At 65.5% G+C, this 14,848-nt stretch carries 15 protein-coding genes; 4 read left to right on the plus strand and 11 right to left on the minus strand.

All coding sequences use genetic code 11. The features are described 5' to 3' along the window. Positions 1-67 precede the first annotated feature (67 nt). On the plus strand, positions 68-1,072 hold the full coding sequence (araH, locus tag CI15_RS06120; RefSeq protein ID WP_062125269.1) for an L-arabinose ABC transporter permease AraH: 1,005 nt from the start codon (positions 68-70) through the stop codon (positions 1,070-1,072). Between the two features lie 235 nt (positions 1,073-1,307). Here araH and sap1 read toward each other — a convergent pair whose 3' ends face one another. Continuing rightward, complete coding sequence (sap1, locus tag CI15_RS06125; RefSeq protein WP_062125271.1) at positions 1,308-1,646, minus strand: surface attachment protein Sap1; 339 nt, start codon at positions 1,644-1,646, stop codon at positions 1,308-1,310. Between the two features lie 514 nt (positions 1,647-2,160). On the opposite strand from sap1, the gene CI15_RS06130 reads away from it, so the two are divergent. After that, positions 2,161-2,340, plus strand: a complete 180-nt coding sequence (locus CI15_RS06130) for a hypothetical protein (protein ID WP_062125273.1) — start codon at positions 2,161-2,163, stop codon at positions 2,338-2,340. A 201-nt stretch (positions 2,341-2,541) separates the two neighbouring features. Here the strand turns inward: CI15_RS06130 and CI15_RS06135 are convergent, their stop codons facing one another. After that, positions 2,542-2,967 (minus strand): HIT family protein, encoded by a 426-nt coding sequence (locus tag CI15_RS06135; protein ID WP_062125274.1) that lies wholly within the window; start codon positions 2,965-2,967, stop codon positions 2,542-2,544. Positions 2,968-3,073: 106 nt separating this feature from the next. After that, the gene (locus CI15_RS06140) at positions 3,074-4,009 is read right to left on the minus strand and encodes a GlxA family transcriptional regulator (RefSeq protein ID WP_062125276.1); all 936 of its coding nucleotides are present in this window, start codon (positions 4,007-4,009) and stop codon (positions 3,074-3,076) included. A 174-nt stretch (positions 4,010-4,183) separates the two neighbouring features. Between CI15_RS06140 and CI15_RS06145 the strand changes: the two genes are divergently transcribed. Continuing rightward, positions 4,184-5,023 (plus strand): SDR family NAD(P)-dependent oxidoreductase, encoded by an 840-nt coding sequence (locus CI15_RS06145; protein ID WP_062125278.1) that lies wholly within the window; start codon positions 4,184-4,186, stop codon positions 5,021-5,023. 29 nt (positions 5,024-5,052) lie between these two features. Here the strand turns inward: CI15_RS06145 and CI15_RS06150 are convergent, their stop codons facing one another. The 7 genes from CI15_RS06150 to CI15_RS06180 are packed head-to-tail and all read right to left on the minus strand — an operon-like array spanning position 5,053 to position 13,754. Continuing rightward, positions 5,053-6,168 carry a diguanylate cyclase gene (locus tag CI15_RS06150; protein WP_062125279.1) on the minus strand — a complete coding sequence of 372 codons (1,116 nt, stop codon included), beginning with the start codon at positions 6,166-6,168 and terminating at the stop codon, positions 5,053-5,055. Between the two features lie 35 nt (positions 6,169-6,203). Further along, positions 6,204-7,238: a chemotaxis response regulator protein-glutamate methylesterase gene (gene cheB, locus CI15_RS06155; protein WP_062125282.1), complete on the minus strand. Its 1,035-nt coding sequence runs from the start codon at positions 7,236-7,238 to the stop codon at positions 6,204-6,206. Positions 7,239-7,242: 4 nt separating this feature from the next. After that, the gene (locus tag CI15_RS06160; RefSeq protein WP_062125284.1) at positions 7,243-9,495 is read right to left on the minus strand and encodes a hybrid sensor histidine kinase/response regulator; all 2,253 of its coding nucleotides are present in this window, start codon (positions 9,493-9,495) and stop codon (positions 7,243-7,245) included. Then, a complete protein-coding gene (locus tag CI15_RS06165) occupies positions 9,492-10,172 on the minus strand; it encodes a chemotaxis protein CheW (RefSeq protein WP_062126119.1) in 681 nt (226 codons plus the stop codon). Before CI15_RS06165 ends, CI15_RS06160 begins: the two co-directional genes overlap by 4 nt. A gap of 10 nt (positions 10,173-10,182) precedes the next feature. Next, the gene (locus tag CI15_RS06170) at positions 10,183-11,607 is read right to left on the minus strand and encodes a CheR family methyltransferase (protein WP_062125285.1); all 1,425 of its coding nucleotides are present in this window, start codon (positions 11,605-11,607) and stop codon (positions 10,183-10,185) included. Next, a complete protein-coding gene (locus CI15_RS06175) occupies positions 11,604-12,068 on the minus strand; it encodes a chemotaxis protein CheW (protein ID WP_062125287.1) in 465 nt (154 codons plus the stop codon). The genes CI15_RS06170 and CI15_RS06175 overlap by 4 nt, the downstream gene beginning before the upstream one ends. A 54-nt stretch (positions 12,069-12,122) precedes the next feature. Continuing rightward, positions 12,123-13,754: a methyl-accepting chemotaxis protein gene (locus CI15_RS06180; protein ID WP_174543204.1), complete on the minus strand. Its 1,632-nt coding sequence runs from the start codon at positions 13,752-13,754 to the stop codon at positions 12,123-12,125. Between the two features lie 294 nt (positions 13,755-14,048). Here CI15_RS06180 and CI15_RS06185 point away from each other — a divergent pair, with 294 nt between their 5' ends. After that, the gene (locus CI15_RS06185; RefSeq protein ID WP_062125289.1) at positions 14,049-14,387 is read left to right on the plus strand and encodes a hypothetical protein; all 339 of its coding nucleotides are present in this window, start codon (positions 14,049-14,051) and stop codon (positions 14,385-14,387) included. Between the two features lie 103 nt (positions 14,388-14,490). Here the strand turns inward: CI15_RS06185 and CI15_RS37240 are convergent, their stop codons facing one another. After that, positions 14,491-14,652, minus strand: a complete 162-nt coding sequence (locus CI15_RS37240; RefSeq protein WP_162842040.1) for a hypothetical protein — start codon at positions 14,650-14,652, stop codon at positions 14,491-14,493. Positions 14,653-14,848 lie beyond the last annotated feature (196 nt).

Here is a 14,848-nt window from a genome sequence, read left to right on the forward strand (position 1 = left end):
GCGGACCGCGCCACCCGAGCTCTTACCGAATACCGCAACGAAAACGGCATTGAATGGAACAGACACCATGAACATACCTTCGACCGATTCCTCGACCCCCGCCGTCGCCTCCGCGGGCTTGACCGCGCGCGCCGCGCGCACCTGGGACCTGATCAACAAATCCGGCATCGTGATGGTGTTCATCATCCTGTTCGCGGCGCTGTCGTTCACGGTCCCCGGCTTTCTGAGCTCGCGCAATATTCAGGGCCTATTGCTGTCGGTCACGCTGATCGGCTCGATCTCCGTCACCATGATGTTCGTGCTCGCGCTCGGCGAGGTGGACCTGTCGGTGGCGTCGATCGTCGCGTTTTCCGGCGTGGTGGCGTCCGTGCTGATCACCGCGACGCATAGCGTGTTCGTCGGCGTCGCGGCCGGCGTGCTCGCGGGCGGCGCGGTCGGGCTCGTCAACGGCACGCTGGTCGCGCGCTACAAAATCAATTCGCTGATCGTCACGCTCGCGATGATGGAGGTCGTACGCGGCCTTGCGTACATCACCTCGAACGGCGACGCGGTGATGATCTCCGAGGAGCGCTTCTTCGATCTCGGGGGCGGCTCGTTTCTCGGCATTTCGTTTCCGATCTGGAGCAACATCGTCGGCTTCGTGCTGTTTGGCTTCCTGCTGAAAAAGACCGTGTTCGGCAAGAACGTGCTGGCGGTCGGCGGCAACAGCGAAGCGGCCGTGCTCGCGGGGCTGCCCGTCACGCGCATCAAGATCACCGTGTTCGTGCTGCAAGGCCTCGTGACCGGCTTCGCGGGCGTGATGCTCGCCTCGCGCATGAGCCTCGGCGATCCGAAGACGTCGGTCGGACTCGAACTCGGCGTGATTTCCGCGTGCGTGCTGGGCGGCGTGTCGCTGACGGGCGGTGTCGCGACGATCTCCGGCGTGCTGGTCGGCGTGCTGATCATGGGCTCGGTGCAGGACGCCATGAGCCTGCTGAACGTGCCGACCTTCTACCAGTATCTGATTCGCGGCGGCATCCTGCTGCTCGCGGTGCTGTTCGACCAGTTCCGCCGCAACAAGCGCGTGCACTGACGCGCCGTTGCTCGTCGCCGGTTTCCTGCGCTTTGCGAGAAGGCGTACTGCCGATGCGGATCGATAAAATCCGCATCGGCTTTTTTATTGCCCAGGCATAGAAACAAAAAACGGCCTGGCATTTGAATGCCCAAGCCGTCTTTTAGCTCACGCGTTCACGCTTGCGGCTCTTGAAAGCCGCAACGGATACGCGTGGGACCGAATTCCGGCTTTTACCGGAATATCGGTGTCGTGCCTATTGCTTGATAAACCGGTCGTTGGCCCAGAGTCCCTCGGTGTCGCTATTACCTGCATTCACGAACTCGACGTCGTGGCCGACCACGCGCACCACGCGGAAACTCGAGTCAGTCGGTGTCGATACGCACTGATATCCGGAGAAGAATTCCTGCATCTGCTGCTGCTCACCGGCTTGTGCATGGTGATCGACAGCATCCAGCTTGTCTTTCGATACGCAGCCATAGCCATTGGCCTTGAACTGGATCGTCTGCTGCGGCTTGATCACGACGTCTTGCGCCTGAACGGTTGCGGCAGCCAAACCCGCAATAGCGAAAACAACGGCGATTCGAGTTTTCATTCATTCCTCCGGTGCGGGCCGAAAAAATACTCAGGTTAGCTATGTATTTAACTTTAACGATGGACCCGCATTTCGCACTTTAGGAGAACCAGCAAGAACGACAAGCACATCTTGTGTGCAGTCGCAACAGTGGCGAATTGTCGCAGGCGGTGTCGCAGCTGATTAAAGCTTGAGCAGACGCTTGATTGAACGGCAATGAAATAGATAACTAACAAGCTATCGTGCGCACACCTTTAGCTGGTAAAGCTTTGCGTCCTTATTCGCGTAAACGCGTAGCGTCAATTAAGTAAATTAATACAATTTAATCGCGTACTTTGTGCGCCGCACACAAAGTCATTCGGTGACCTCAGGGCAATATGCGTAATAACGCGGTAGATGCAGAGAATAAATAGTGCCAGCCGTGAATGGCCGACTGTCCCGACGCGCCTGCTCGGGTGCAGATCAACGGCATGCCCCATGCGGGTACGAGCGGTGCTCTACAATTGAAACGAATCTCCTGCAACTGGAGGCTATCGTGAACGAGCACGTCATACTCGGGATTTTTCTGGTGGTTCCGCTGCTGATCGTCATGTTTCTCTTTTCAGACGAATTGTGGCAGGAGCACCGAGACCTGCACGACGAACGGCCGTTGCCAGCGCGACCCCGCCGCATCGACTGGCGTCATCCGCTGCGGCGTTCGCGCGATCGGATGTGAGATTGCGAAGCGGATCGCCCAAAGAAAAAAGCCTGCCCCAAAGGGCAGGCTAAAAAAAGAGATCCACACTCAATGCCTTGAACACAAGGCAATAGCAGTCTAGCCGCGACGCGCCTATCAGTGGTTTCAACGGCTTTTACAGTTGTTACCGGGCGTGACCGTCATGCGCCGTGCGTTGCATTGGCCCGCCTGCTTCGCGCTTCAATGGGCGCGCCAGTGCGCGCGAATCCGGGTGGCGAGCGCTTCGAGCGTGTCCGTATCGGCGACCTCGCGCGCATGCAGTTTCAGCGGTTGACCTTCCCAGCGCGGAATCACGTGGAAATGGACGTGCGGCACCGTCTGGCCCGCCGCCGAGCCATTGAACTGGCCGATGAACACGCCGTCCGGCCGCAGTGCCGCGCGCACCGCGATCGCGAGCTTTTGCGCCATGCGCATCGACGCGACGAGCGCCTCATCCGACAGATCGAATATTTCCGCCACCGCTTCTTTCGGCACGACGAGCAGATGGCCGTCGGCTTGCGGCATCAAGTCCATGAAAGCCAGAGCCTGGTCGTTTTCGGCCACCTTGATGCACGGTAGTTCGCCGCGCAAGATTTTGGCGAACGGATTGCTGTCGTTGTAGCTCATCGCATTTCCTTGATTCGTTTGGGCTGGGTTCGATTCACGGGTCGAGCGGGACACTGTTTTTTCGCCCAGTTTCACGCCGCGGATTGCCTATTTTCCACCGGATTGCTCATGGCACGCGGGCGGCGCGGCGGATCGCTTGCGGCGGCTGGCCGTACGCGCGCAGAAACGCGCGCCGCATCCGTTCGGTGTCGATAAAGCCAGTGTCGGCCGCTACCGTTTCGATCGAATGACGGCCGGTTTCGAGCATCGTGCGCGCCGCTTCCACGCGCAACGCCTCGATCGCGCGCGCCGGCGACTGGCGCGTCTCGTCGCGGAACGCGCGGCTGAACTGGCGCGGGCTCAGATGCGCGACGTCGGCGAGCTGCTCGACGCTCAGCGGCTCGCGCAGATGACTCTTCGCATACGACAGCGCGTTCTGGATCCGGTCGGATTTCGGTTCGAGATCGAGCATCGCCGAGTACTGCGACTGCCCGCCGGTGCGCCGGTGATAGACGACGAGCTTCTTCGCGATCGCGCGCGACACCGCGACGCCGAGGTCGTTTTCGACGAGCGCGAGACATAGATCGATGCACGCGGTCATCCCGGCCGACGTCCACACCGAGCCGTCGACGATGAAAATGCGGTCCTCCTCGACCCGCGCACGTGGAAAGCGCCGCTGCAGATCGCGCGCATGGGCCCAGTGCGTGGTGGCGTTGCGGCCGTCGAGGATGCCCGCTTCGGCGAGCACGAACGCGCCGGTGCAGATGCTCGCGGTGCGACGTGAGGCGGCGAGCGCGTCGTTCAGAAACGCGAGCAACCCGGGCGACGACGGCGCGATCTCCATCGCGCCGGTGACGATGATCGTGTCGTAGGCCGGATCGCCGAACGGCTGCGTCCCGACCTCGACGCCCGCCGAGCTGCGCACCATGCCGCCGTGCTCGGAGATCACGGCGACTTCGTACGCGGGCTCGTCGGTGTCCTGATTGGCCAGTTCGAAAATCGACACCGCGACCATGTCGAGGATCTGGAAGCCCGGAAAAACCACCACACCGATGCGTTTCATGGCGATGTCCTGAAACGAGGGAAATACGACATTTGAGACAAAACAGTACGCGCCTACACTCAGCTCGTCAACACCGTCGCATCAGTGCGAAAGCAGGGCGGCGGCGAGTGCACGGATATTTCCATTCAACGGACAGGGCGGCCGCATCACGCGCAGCCCGCAAGGAGAGCTTCAATGGCAACGCAGACAGACAAGGACGCACAAGGCGGTTCGAAGGAAGGCAAGGGCACGGCGGTGGTCACGGGTGCATCGTCGGGTATCGGTGCGGTGTATGCGGACCGGCTCGCGCGGCGCGGCTACGATCTGCTGCTGATCGCGCGCGACGGCGAGCGTCTGAACAGTCTCGCCGAGCGGCTGACGAAGGAGACCGGCCGCCACGTGAGCACCGTCAGTGCCGATCTGACCGACAAGGCCGACCTGCGCCGCATCGAGAACCAGCTGCGCGCCGAGCGCGGCATCACGATGCTGGTCAACAACGCGGGCGTCGGCGCGACTGCGACGCTGATGGACTCGGACATCGATCAGCTCGAGAAGATGATCGACCTGAACGTGACCGCGCTCACGCGCCTGACGGCGGCGGTGTTGCCGGGCTTGATCGCGCGTGGTGCCGGCACGGTGATCAATATCGCGTCGATCGTCGCGCTGTCGCCGGAATTGCTGAACGGCACCTACAGCGGCACCAAGGCGTACGTGCTGAACCTCACGCAGTCGCTGCATCACGAGGTGGGCGGCAAGGGCGTGCGGCTGCAGGCCGTGCTGCCGGGCGCGACGAGCACGGCGTTCTGGGATCGCGCGGGGCTCGCGGTCGAGAACCTGCCTGCGCAGATCGTCATGAGCGCCGAGGACATGGTCGACGCGGCGCTTGCCGGTCTCGATCAGGGCGAGCTGATCACGATCCCGTCGTTGCCCGATGCGGCCGACTGGGAACGTCTGAACAACGCACGTCTGCATCTGCAGCCGAATCTGTCGCGCAGCGCGCCGGCCGAGCGTTATACGCGAGCCGTGGCGGCCTGAAAAAGAGGGTGGGGACGGGCGCCGCGAACTCAGCCGCTCATCGCCACCTGATTCTTGCCGTCGTGCTTCGCGCGATACAGGCCGACGTCGGCGGCTTCGATCAGCGTCGTCAGCGGTTCGGCGGCCGACGGCACCACCGTCGCCGCGCCGATGCTGATCGTGACGACGCCGGCGTCCGAGCCCGCATGGGTAATCGCGAGGTCTTCGATCGCGATGCGGATTTTCTCCGCGAGCAGGCGCAAGCCGCCCGCCGACGTGCCCGGCACGACCACTGCGAATTCCTCGCCGCCGAAACGCGCGGCGAGATCCGGCGCGCGGCCGAGGCACGCTTCGATCGTATGCGCGACGCTCTTGAGCACCTCGTCGCCGGCGACGTGCCCATAGGTGTCGTTGTAGGCCTTGAAGTTGTCGACGTCGATCATCAGGAAGCCGAGGCCGGTCTTGTCGCGCGTCCCGCGGCGCCATTCGGCGCTCAGATACTGGTCGAGGTAGCGCCGGTTCGACAGCCCGGTCAGACCGTCCGAGTGGGTGAGCCGCTGCAACTCCAGGTTGGTCGCCAGCAGTTGCTGCTGCGATTGCCGCAGCGCGCGGTACGCCTCATCGCGTTGCAGCAGGTTCAGATACGAGCGCGAGTGATAGCGGATGCGCGCGATCAGCTCGATACGATCGGGCAGCTTCACGAGGTAGTCGTTCGAGCCGGCCGCGAACGCCGCGCTTTTGACGAGCGGCTCTTCCTTGGTCGACAGCACGATGATCGGAATGTCGCGCGTGGCCGGATTCTGCCGGTATTGCCGCACCAGCGTCAGACCGTCGGTGCCCGGCATTACGAGATCCTGCAGGATCACGGTCGCGCGCGTTTCCTCGGCGCAGCGCACCGCGTCTTCCGGCGACGCGCAGTAGTGGAAATCGACGCCCGGTTCGTCGGCGAGCGCCTGGCGCACCGCTTCGGCGATGATCGCCTGGTCGTCGACCAGCAGCACCATGATCGGACACTCGGCCGCCGGCGGATTGGCGAGGATGCGCGCGAGCGAGTCGTCGATGGCGAGACGGGGCGCATCCTCCGCGGCGAGCGTGCGCGCCTGCTCATTCGCGGCATCGGTGGAATGCTGCGCGGCGACGTTCTGGGGCGGTTTAGAGGTGTCCATATGGTTCAACCAGAATGAAGGTCAAAAAATGCACGTCAGCTCGAGGAGGGCGCCTGGCGATCGCTGATCGCTGTCGCGAGCGCCGTGGCGATGCGCGGCAACGGCAGGATCGCGGCGGCCGCGTCGAGTGCCGCGGCGGCCTTCGGCATGCCGTATACCGCGCTCGTCGCTTCGTTCTGCGCGATCGTGTGATAGCCCTTGGTACGCATCGCCTTCAGGCCGATCGCGCCGTCGCGGCCCATGCCGGTCAACAGCACGCCGATCGCGCGCGCGGGCCAGCGCGCGACCACGCTGTGAAAGAAAACGTCCACGGACGGGCGATACGGCGTGTCCTCGGGCACGCGCGTATAGCCCAGCACGTTCGGCAGCTTCAGATGCAGATGATCGTCGGTGGCGGCGAGCAGCGCGACACCGGCTTGCGGCCGGTCGCCTTCGCGCGCGATGCGCACCGGAAGCGCCGACTGCTGGTTCAGCCAGTCGGCCATCCCGGCGGCGAACGCGGCGTCGACGTGCTGCACGATCACGATCGCCGCGCCGAAATCCTTCGGCAGACCGCCGAGCACAGTGGCGAGCGCGGCCGGTCCGCCCGCCGAGGCGCCGATCGCGACGAGCGGCAGGTCGCGTTGGCGTTCGCGCACGGGTGGTGCGGCCGCCATCGACAGCGGCGCCTGACGCTCCTTGACCAGCGCGCCGATGCTGTCGATCTTGGCGATCAGCGTCGTGATGCTTTTGTGCGCGTCAGGGCCGGACAGCGACGGCGTATCGACCGCGTCGAGCGCGCCCGCGCCGAGCGCTTCGTAGACGCGCCACGCATTGGCGCCGACATCGACGGTCACGATCAGGATCGCGCACGGCGCGCGCGCCATGATGCGGCGCGTCGCCTCGATGCCGTCGACGTTCGGCATCACGAGGTCCATCAGCACGATGTCGGGGCGCTGCGCGACGCAGAAATCGAGCGCCTGCTCGCCGTCCGACGCGATCCATAGCACCTCGAAGTCGCTGCGTGCGACGAGCGCGCGGCGCAGCGCCTCGACCGCGAGCGGCATGTCGTTGACGATTCCAATTTTCATCTGCTTACCCGTAGGCCTCGCCAATCAGATCGCGCACGGCATCGAGCAGTGCCTCGTCGTGAAAACTCCCCTTGGCCAGATAATAGTCGGCGCCCGCATCGAGACCGGCGCGGCGATCCTCCTCGCGATCCTTGTACGACACGACCATCACCGGCAGCGCCTGCAATTGCGGATCGCGCTTGATCAGCGTGACGAGCTCGATGCCGTCCATGCGCGGCATGTCGATGTCGGTGATCACGAGGTCGAAGCGTTCGCCGCGCACCGCGTTCCAGCCGTCCATGCCGTCGACGGCGATCGTCACGTCGTAGCCGCGCGTGGCGAGCAGCTTGCGTTCGAGTTCGCGAACGGTCAGCGAATCGTCGACCACCAGCACGCGCCGCGCCGCGCGCCGCTCGGTCGCGACACCGGGTTGCTGCGCGTGGCGTAGCGCACCGCCGGTCACGAGCCGTTCGACCGAGCGCAACCAGTCGTCGACGTCGGCGATCAGCACCGGGTCGCCGTTCTCCATCAGCGCGCCGGCGGCGATGTTGCGGATCTTGCCGAGCCGCGCGTCGAGCGGCTGCACGACGAGCATGCGCTCGCCGAGAAAGCGGTCGACCAGCACGCCATAGGTCTGCGGCCCGTCGCCGATCACGACGACGCAAGCGGTGTCGCGCTCGCTCGCGGGCAGCGCGCTCTCGAGAATCTGATGCGCGGTGACGACGCCGATGCGCCGGCCCGCGAACGCGATGTGCTGATGACCTTCGAGCAGCTCGATGTCGGCGCGGCTCACCTGCAGCGTGCGGTTCACGTGCGCGAGCGGCACCGCGTACGGCTCGCCCGCGACTTCGACGAGCAGGCTGCGGATCACCGACAGCGTCAGCGGCAACTGCATCTGCACCCGTGTGCCGCCGCCGGTCTCCTGACTGATGCGCACGGTGCCGCGCACGCGTTTGACGACATCGTGCACCGCGTCGAGGCCGACGCCACGGCCCGACACATCGGTCACCTGATCGCGCAGCGAGAAGCCGGGCAGCAACAGGAATTCGAGTAGCTCAGCCTCGGACAGACACGCGACCGTGTCCTCGCTCGCCAGCTTCCTGCGCACGATCGAGGCACGTAGCGCTGCGAGATCGATGCCCGCGCCGTCGTCGGATACGGTGATCTGCAGCGCGCCGGCGCTATGACGTGCTTCGAGCGTCAGCGTGCCTTCCTCGGGCTTGCCTTGAGCGAGCCGCACCGCGGGCGACTCGATGCCGTGATCGAGCGCATTGCGCAGCATGTGGCCGAGCGGCGCTTTGAGCAGATCGAGAATGTCGCGGTCGACTTGCGTCGATTCGCCGATCAACTGCCAGCGCACCTTCTTGCCAAGCGAGCGGGCGACGTCGCGCACCATGCGCGCGAGGCCGCTGGTGCCGTCGCCGAACGGGCGCATCCGGCATTGCAGCGCGGCGTCATACAACTGTTGCGACAGATGCGTCGAGCGGCGATCGAAGCCTTCCAGCTCGGCGAGACGCTCGCCGAGCAGCTGCTGCGCTTCGGCGGTCAGGCGCCGCAGTGTTTCGAGCGCACTTTGGGCAGCCGGATCGAGCGACAGGTCCGCGAGCGTTTCGTGCAACTGATCGAGCGCGCGAGCGCTGTCGCGCTGCACGCGTTTTACGCGCAGCATCGATTGCGCGAACGGCTTGAGCCACCGGGATTCGACCAGCGATTCGCCCGACAGCGACAGCAGCCGGTCGAGGCTGTCGGCGCGCACGCGCAGCATGCGGCCGGGTTCGGTCGTTGGGTTGCCCGCGGTTTCCGGCGGCGTGCTCGTGGGGTCGGCTGCCGGCGGGTTGATGCTTGCCTCAGGCGCGGGCGTCGCGGCGGCACCGGCGACCCCATGCGGCATGACTCCAACCATGCGCGCCTGCAACGCGGCCACGCATTCGACGACCGCCTCGCGGGCCGCGTCGTCCTCGTCGTTGCCGATGCGCGCGATGATATCGACGCCGCGCAGCAGCGCGTCGATCCACGCAGCGTCGAGCAGCGCGCGGCCTTCCTGGGCGGCGACGAAGCAGTCCTCCATCGCGTGCGCGAGTTCGACGCCGACCTGCACGCCGACGATGCGCGCCGCACCCTTCAGCGAATGCGCGGCGCGCATGCAGGCCTCGAGCGCGGCGGCGTCGGTGGGCGTGCGGTCGAGCACGAGCAGGCCGTCGTTGAGCACGCGCGCCTGGTTGCGCGCTTCCTCGCGAAACAGATCGATCAGCGACGGGCGGCGCGGGTCGTCGATCATCCGAGGCTCCGGTTCAGGGTATCGAACAGCGCGTCGGCGTCGAGCAGGCCGACACTGACGCCGCGCCATGGCGCGACCGCGCGCGTATGCGCGGCGGCGCTGGGCGACAGCGTCGCGGGCGGCGCGCAGAACGTCGACAGCGCGAAGCGCTGCACGCCGTCGACCTGGTCGACCGGAAGCACTGCCTGCTCGTCGTCGCGCGCAACCACCAGCAAGCGCGGAAGATCGAGACGCGCGCGCTCGTCGCGCGGGACGGCCGTGTCGGGCTCGAAGCCGAGCAGATGCGCGAGCGACAGGCACACCAGCAGTTCGCCCTGTACGTTGACGACGCCGAGCACCGCGCGATGCTGCCGATGCGGCAGCGTATGGACGGTGCGCGTCTGCACGATCTGGCTGAAGATCCGCGTCGGCAGCCCGAGCCATTCGCGGCCGATGCGGAACACGAGGAACGATTCGCCGGCTTCCCGCGCATCCTGCCGCTGGCCGCTTTGGGTGGCTTGCGTGGGGGCGCGCGCGTCGTGCGTCGACAGATCCACGAGCGGCACCGGCTGATCGAGCAGCTTCGCCGCGGCCAGTTCGAAGACCGGGCAGTTCAGGCATCGCACGTACTCGGCAAGCCGCTCGCACGACGAATCGCCGCGCACGCCGATGCGGTTCCAGCAATCGTCGATGCGCATGTCGTCAAGCTCACGCACGGGTCGCTCCTTGCGCGCGCAACGCGCGTTGCTTCAGGAGACGCGCGCCATCGCGGTCGCCTTCGAGTTCGAGCAGCGTGGCCAGATGCGCGAGCGCTTCCGTATGGCGCGGATCGAGGTAAATCGCCTTGCGATACTGCGCGCGCGCGACGTCGGTCTCGCCGTTCGCGTCGGCCAGCACGCCAAGCAGATAGAACGCGTCGGCATGTGGCGCGTGCTGCTCGAGATAGGCGTTGAGCGCGGTGGCGGCTTCGTCGAGGCGGCCCGCGTCGGCGAGCGCGTGCGCGGCGCGCAGCGTGTCGACGCGCGTGCCGTTGGCCGGGTCGGTCTGCGGGACGCGTTGCGGTGGCGGCGACGGCGCGCGGGCGGAGGAGGGCGCGGCAACCAGCGTTGTGTCAGGTGCGGTCCGCTGCGGCGCATACGCATCGAACGCGTTGCGCGCGACCGGATCGGGCCACGCGAACGGTTCGGCCGAATACACGGGCGCGGGCGCGAGCGCGGGGGCTGGCGTCATCGCGAGCGCGGCGGCGGTGGCGAGCGGAGCGGTGTGCCACGGGCTCGACTGCGCGTCTTCCGGCGACGCACGATGAAACGCGAAGGCGAGCGGAATCTTCGCCGACTGCATGCCATAGCGCATCAGCAGCCCGGTTTCGGCGGGTCCGACGAACATCGTGCCGCCATCGGCGAGCACGCTGTCGAGCGCCTGCAACGCGATCTGCTGCGTGTCGCGATTGAAGTAGATCAACACATTGCGGCAGAACACGAAGTCGTAGACACCGAGCGCGGCGGTGTCCAGCTGCGTCAGATTGGCGTGCGAGAAGCGCACCGTCTCGACGACGCGTGGCGCGAGAAGCCAGCCGTCCCCGGCCCGGCTGAAATGCGCGTTGCGAAACGCGAGCGCATTGCCGCGAAACGAATTGCGCCCATAGTGCGCGCGCCGCGCGGCGGCGAGCGAGCGTTCGTTGATGTCCATCGCGTCGATGCGGAATTGCGCGGCGTCGAGGCCGGCGTCCAGCAGCGTCATCGCGATCGTGTACGGTTCTTCGCCGCTCGAGCAGGGCAGGCTCAGGATGCGTAGCGGCAATACTTGAGCGCGTGTGCGGATGCGCTCGTCGAGTCGCTCGCGTGCGAGCCGCGCGAGCGCGCGGAACGCGTCGGCGTCGCGGAAGAACCAGGTCTCGGGTACGGTCAGCGATTCGATCAGCGCTTGCAGCAGGGCCGGCGACGTCTGGACCGCGTTCCAGTAGTCGGCGAGCGTCGCCCCGGCGCGACCGTCCGCGCACCATGCGGCCGCGTGCTGATCGACCGCGCGCTCGACCGCCCGATGACCGAGCGAGCTCGGGTCGAGCCCCATCGTCCGTTGCAGCACTCCGGTGAAGTGCCGGTACAGCGGCACGTTGTCGTGATGCGCGTTCATGCGGGCGCCTCGGGAAACAGCAGCGCCTTGACGTCGTCGGGCAACAGCTCGTCGACGCGGATCCACTGCACGAGGCCGCCCGCTTCGCTCGCGACCGGGCCGAGATAGCGCGCGTGCGGCATATCGATGCCGGTCGCGTGAAAGACGGCGGGGTCCAGACGAATCGTGCGCGTCGCGCCTTCGAGCAGCAGCGCGAGCAGGCGCTCGCGGCCCGCATGCGGATAGCGCACCAGCACGACGCGCGTCGACATCAATGGCGCGGCGGGGCGGTTCAGCGCAAGCGCCGGCACATCGATGACCGGCACCGGCGCGCCGTCATGTTCGAGCACGCCCGCGACCCACGCCGGCGCGCCGGGAATCGTCTTCGGCGGCGAGTGTGGATCGAGCGGCATCATGCGCTCCACCTGGGTCGCGTCGATCACGTAGCGTTCGGTGTCGAGCGTGAAGAGGATGAAGAGCATCGGCGTGGGCGCAAACGTGATTCGAGCGGGTAGCGACGGAGCGCGCGAGGCGCGTCAGGCCAGGACCTTGAAGCGCGACACGCCGGTGCGCAGACTGTTGGCGACGTGCGTCAGATCGTCGATCGCCTGGGTCGACTGACGCAGCGATTCCGCCGTCTGCTGCGCGGCCTCGGACAGTTGCGTCAACGCCTGGGTGATCTGCTCGGCGCCGGTCGCCTGCGTCTGCATGCCTTCGTTGACCATCGAGAAACGCGGCGCAAGCTGCTGCACCTGCTCGATGATCTGCGCCAGATGACCGCCGACGTTCTGCACGTCGTGCATGCCGCGGCGCACTTCCTCGGAGAACTTGTCCATGCCCATCACGCCCGCGGCCACGGCGGACTGGATCTCCTTGACCATCTGCTCGATGTCGTAGGTCGCCACCGCGGTCTGATCGGCGAGGCGGCGGATCTCGGTCGCCACGACCGCGAAGCCGCGGCCGTATTCGCCAGCTTTTTCCGCTTCGATCGCGGCGTTCAGCGACAGCAGGTTGGTCTGGTCCGCGACCTTCGTGATCGTCGCGACGACCTGGGTGATGTTGCCCGCCTTCTCGTTGAGGATCGCGAGCTTCGCGTTGACCGAGCCGGCCGCCTCCATCACGTGACGCATCGTGTCTTCCATGCGCGCGAGCCCGGCATGGCCGGTACCCGCGAGCGTGGCCGACTGACTCGCGACCTCCGACACCTCGTTCATCGTGCGCAGCAGATCGCGCGATGTCGCGAAGATCTCCCGCGAAGTCGCGCCGATTTCGGTGGTGGTGGCCGCGGTCTCGTTCGCGGTGGCCTGTTGTTCGCGCGAAGTCGCGGCGATCTCGGTGACCGAGGTCGTGACCTGCACCGCCGATTTCTGCGCCTGGCCGACCAGCGCGGTCAGCTCGTCGGTCATGCGATTGAAGCCCGCTTCCAGCGCGCCGATTTCGTCGGAGCGGTTCAGTTGCAGGCGCTGAGTCAGATCCCCGGTGCGCATCACGTCGACGACTTGCAGCACCTTCGCCATCGGCACCGTGACGGCGCGCAGCAGCCAGTAGCCCGCCAGCACCGCGACGATCACGGCGAGCAGCAACATCGCGAGCAGCACGAAGCGGGTCGTCTCGACCGAGTTGCGGATGCTCTCGGCGGACTCGTCCGCGTAACGCTTGTTGTCGTCGACGAGCTTGCGCACCGAGAGGCGGCCGCTCTCCCAGATCGGCGTGAGCTGCGTGTTGAAGATGCGTGCGGCGGTATCTTTCGACGTCGGCAGACTCGCGAGTATGGTGGCCTGGATCGGTGCGTACTGCGTGCCGAACTGACGGAATTCGTTGAAGAACTCGCGGTCGGCCGAGCGGAACACGGTGCTGCCGTAGTCGTTGATCAGCTTTTGCAGCGACTGCTGGATCTCTTGCAGACGCGCCTGGTCACGTTTGACGGAGTCGGCGTCCGCGTCGACATAGATGAGGCGCTGTGTGATCGAGTAGTTCTCGAACCAGGCCGCGCGCATCGCGGTCGCATAGTACAGACCCGGCATCGAATCCTGCTGCTGACTCTTCGCGTCGCGGTCGATGCCGCCGAGCTGTTCAAAAGTGACGATCGCCATCGCCAGCATCACGATCAGCACGATCCCGAAGCTGCATAGAATCCGTTGCCGGACGGTCCATTGTTTCACGCGCATGCCCCCTACCTGGCTCTGGCTCGACCCCGCGAATCGACCGTTCGTGGGCCGGATCGACGGAGTGCCAAGCTATTCTGATCATCAGACTTTTCCGATGACGCTTGCGGCGAATTCTACATGGGCCTTGCGCGGATGAGTGGTCGAAAGTCCGCGCCCAACGCCGCTGCGCCAAGTGGGGTGGTGGATCCAGCGTTATGCGGCTGTTACAGACTTAATGTCCCGTTACCAACTGCAGCATCTATTTCCGCGCGCGTCGGCGAGAATTCGTCCATGCCTGAACGGCGGGAGCTCAAAATGAAAAAGATCGCAGTGGCGTTGGTAATGGCAGGTAGTTTGACGGTGGCGGGCCAGGCGTCCGCGCACGGAAACGGCGGCGACGTGGTGGGTGCGCTGATCGGCGGCGCGGTGCTGGGCGCGGTGGTTACTTCGGCGTTGGCGCCGGTGGTCGCTTATCCGCAGCCGGTCTATGCGCAACCGGTCTATGCGCAGCCCGCTTATCAGCCCGCACCGGCGTACGCGGCTCCGCCTCCGGGCTATTGCTACGACCAATACCAGCGTGCCTATGTCGCGTGCGGTGCACCGCCGCCCGGACAGTACGGGTACGCGCAGCCGCAACCCGAGCCGCAGTGGTAGGCGTGTGAAGCCCGTGCCGCGCGAATGGCACGGATGAACAGCGCCCAGACCCAGACAAAAAGGCCGTCGTTCAAGCGACGGCCTTTCGCATGTGAGGCACGGGTCAATGCTTGTGATGCAGCCACTCCGCGTAATGTGTATCGAGCCAGCGCTCGATCTTGGGCGGTCTGGCAGGATCGCGGTGACGCGATGTCATCCAGATGACCAAGCCGACCACCAGCATGACGGCGGGCCCCATCAGGTAGGCGAGCATCGATTCAGGCATCGGAACCTCCATATCGGCTTGCATCGATCTTTTAATATAGGCGATGGAAGCGGGGTAAGAACGACGATGTGAAATGGTCGCGAGAAGCGGAAAAAGGCGCATTGGCAGCCAGTTTTGAAACCTGATTTTTTATTGAATTTTCCTTTGTTTGCTTGGTGTTGGGGCGCGGTCGTATGGGCCTGTGTACCATCCCGTT

This window comes from Paraburkholderia monticola, assembly GCF_001580545.1.
Taxonomy (GTDB): Bacteria; Pseudomonadota; Gammaproteobacteria; order Burkholderiales; family Burkholderiaceae; genus Paraburkholderia; species Paraburkholderia monticola.

Coding starts and splice junctions, on each gene's coding strand:
- araH (WP_062125269.1), top strand. CDS start 68: ATGAACATACCTTCGACCGATTCCTCGACCCCCGCCGTCGCCTCCGCG.
- sap1 (WP_062125271.1), bottom strand. CDS start 1,646: ATGAAAACTCGAATCGCCGTTGTTTTCGCTATTGCGGGTTTGGCTGCC.
- CI15_RS06135 (WP_062125274.1), bottom strand. CDS start 2,967: ATGAGCTACAACGACAGCAATCCGTTCGCCAAAATCTTGCGCGGCGAA.
- CI15_RS06140 (WP_062125276.1), bottom strand. CDS start 4,009: ATGAAACGCATCGGTGTGGTGGTTTTTCCGGGCTTCCAGATCCTCGAC.
- CI15_RS06145 (WP_062125278.1), top strand. CDS start 4,184: ATGGCAACGCAGACAGACAAGGACGCACAAGGCGGTTCGAAGGAAGGC.
- CI15_RS06150 (WP_062125279.1), bottom strand. CDS start 6,168: ATGGACACCTCTAAACCGCCCCAGAACGTCGCCGCGCAGCATTCCACC.
- cheB (WP_062125282.1), bottom strand. CDS start 7,238: ATGAAAATTGGAATCGTCAACGACATGCCGCTCGCGGTCGAGGCGCTG.
- CI15_RS06160 (WP_062125284.1), bottom strand. CDS start 9,495: ATGATCGACGACCCGCGCCGCCCGTCGCTGATCGATCTGTTTCGCGAG.
- CI15_RS06165 (WP_062126119.1), bottom strand. CDS start 10,172: ATGCGCATCGACGATTGCTGGAACCGCATCGGCGTGCGCGGCGATTCG.
- CI15_RS06170 (WP_062125285.1), bottom strand. CDS start 11,607: ATGAACGCGCATCACGACAACGTGCCGCTGTACCGGCACTTCACCGGA.
- CI15_RS06175 (WP_062125287.1), bottom strand. CDS start 12,068: ATGCTCTTCATCCTCTTCACGCTCGACACCGAACGCTACGTGATCGAC.
- CI15_RS06180 (WP_174543204.1), bottom strand. CDS start 13,754: ATGCGCGTGAAACAATGGACCGTCCGGCAACGGATTCTATGCAGCTTC.
- CI15_RS06185 (WP_062125289.1), top strand. CDS start 14,049: ATGAAAAAGATCGCAGTGGCGTTGGTAATGGCAGGTAGTTTGACGGTG.
- CI15_RS37240 (WP_162842040.1), bottom strand. CDS start 14,652: ATGCCTGAATCGATGCTCGCCTACCTGATGGGGCCCGCCGTCATGCTG.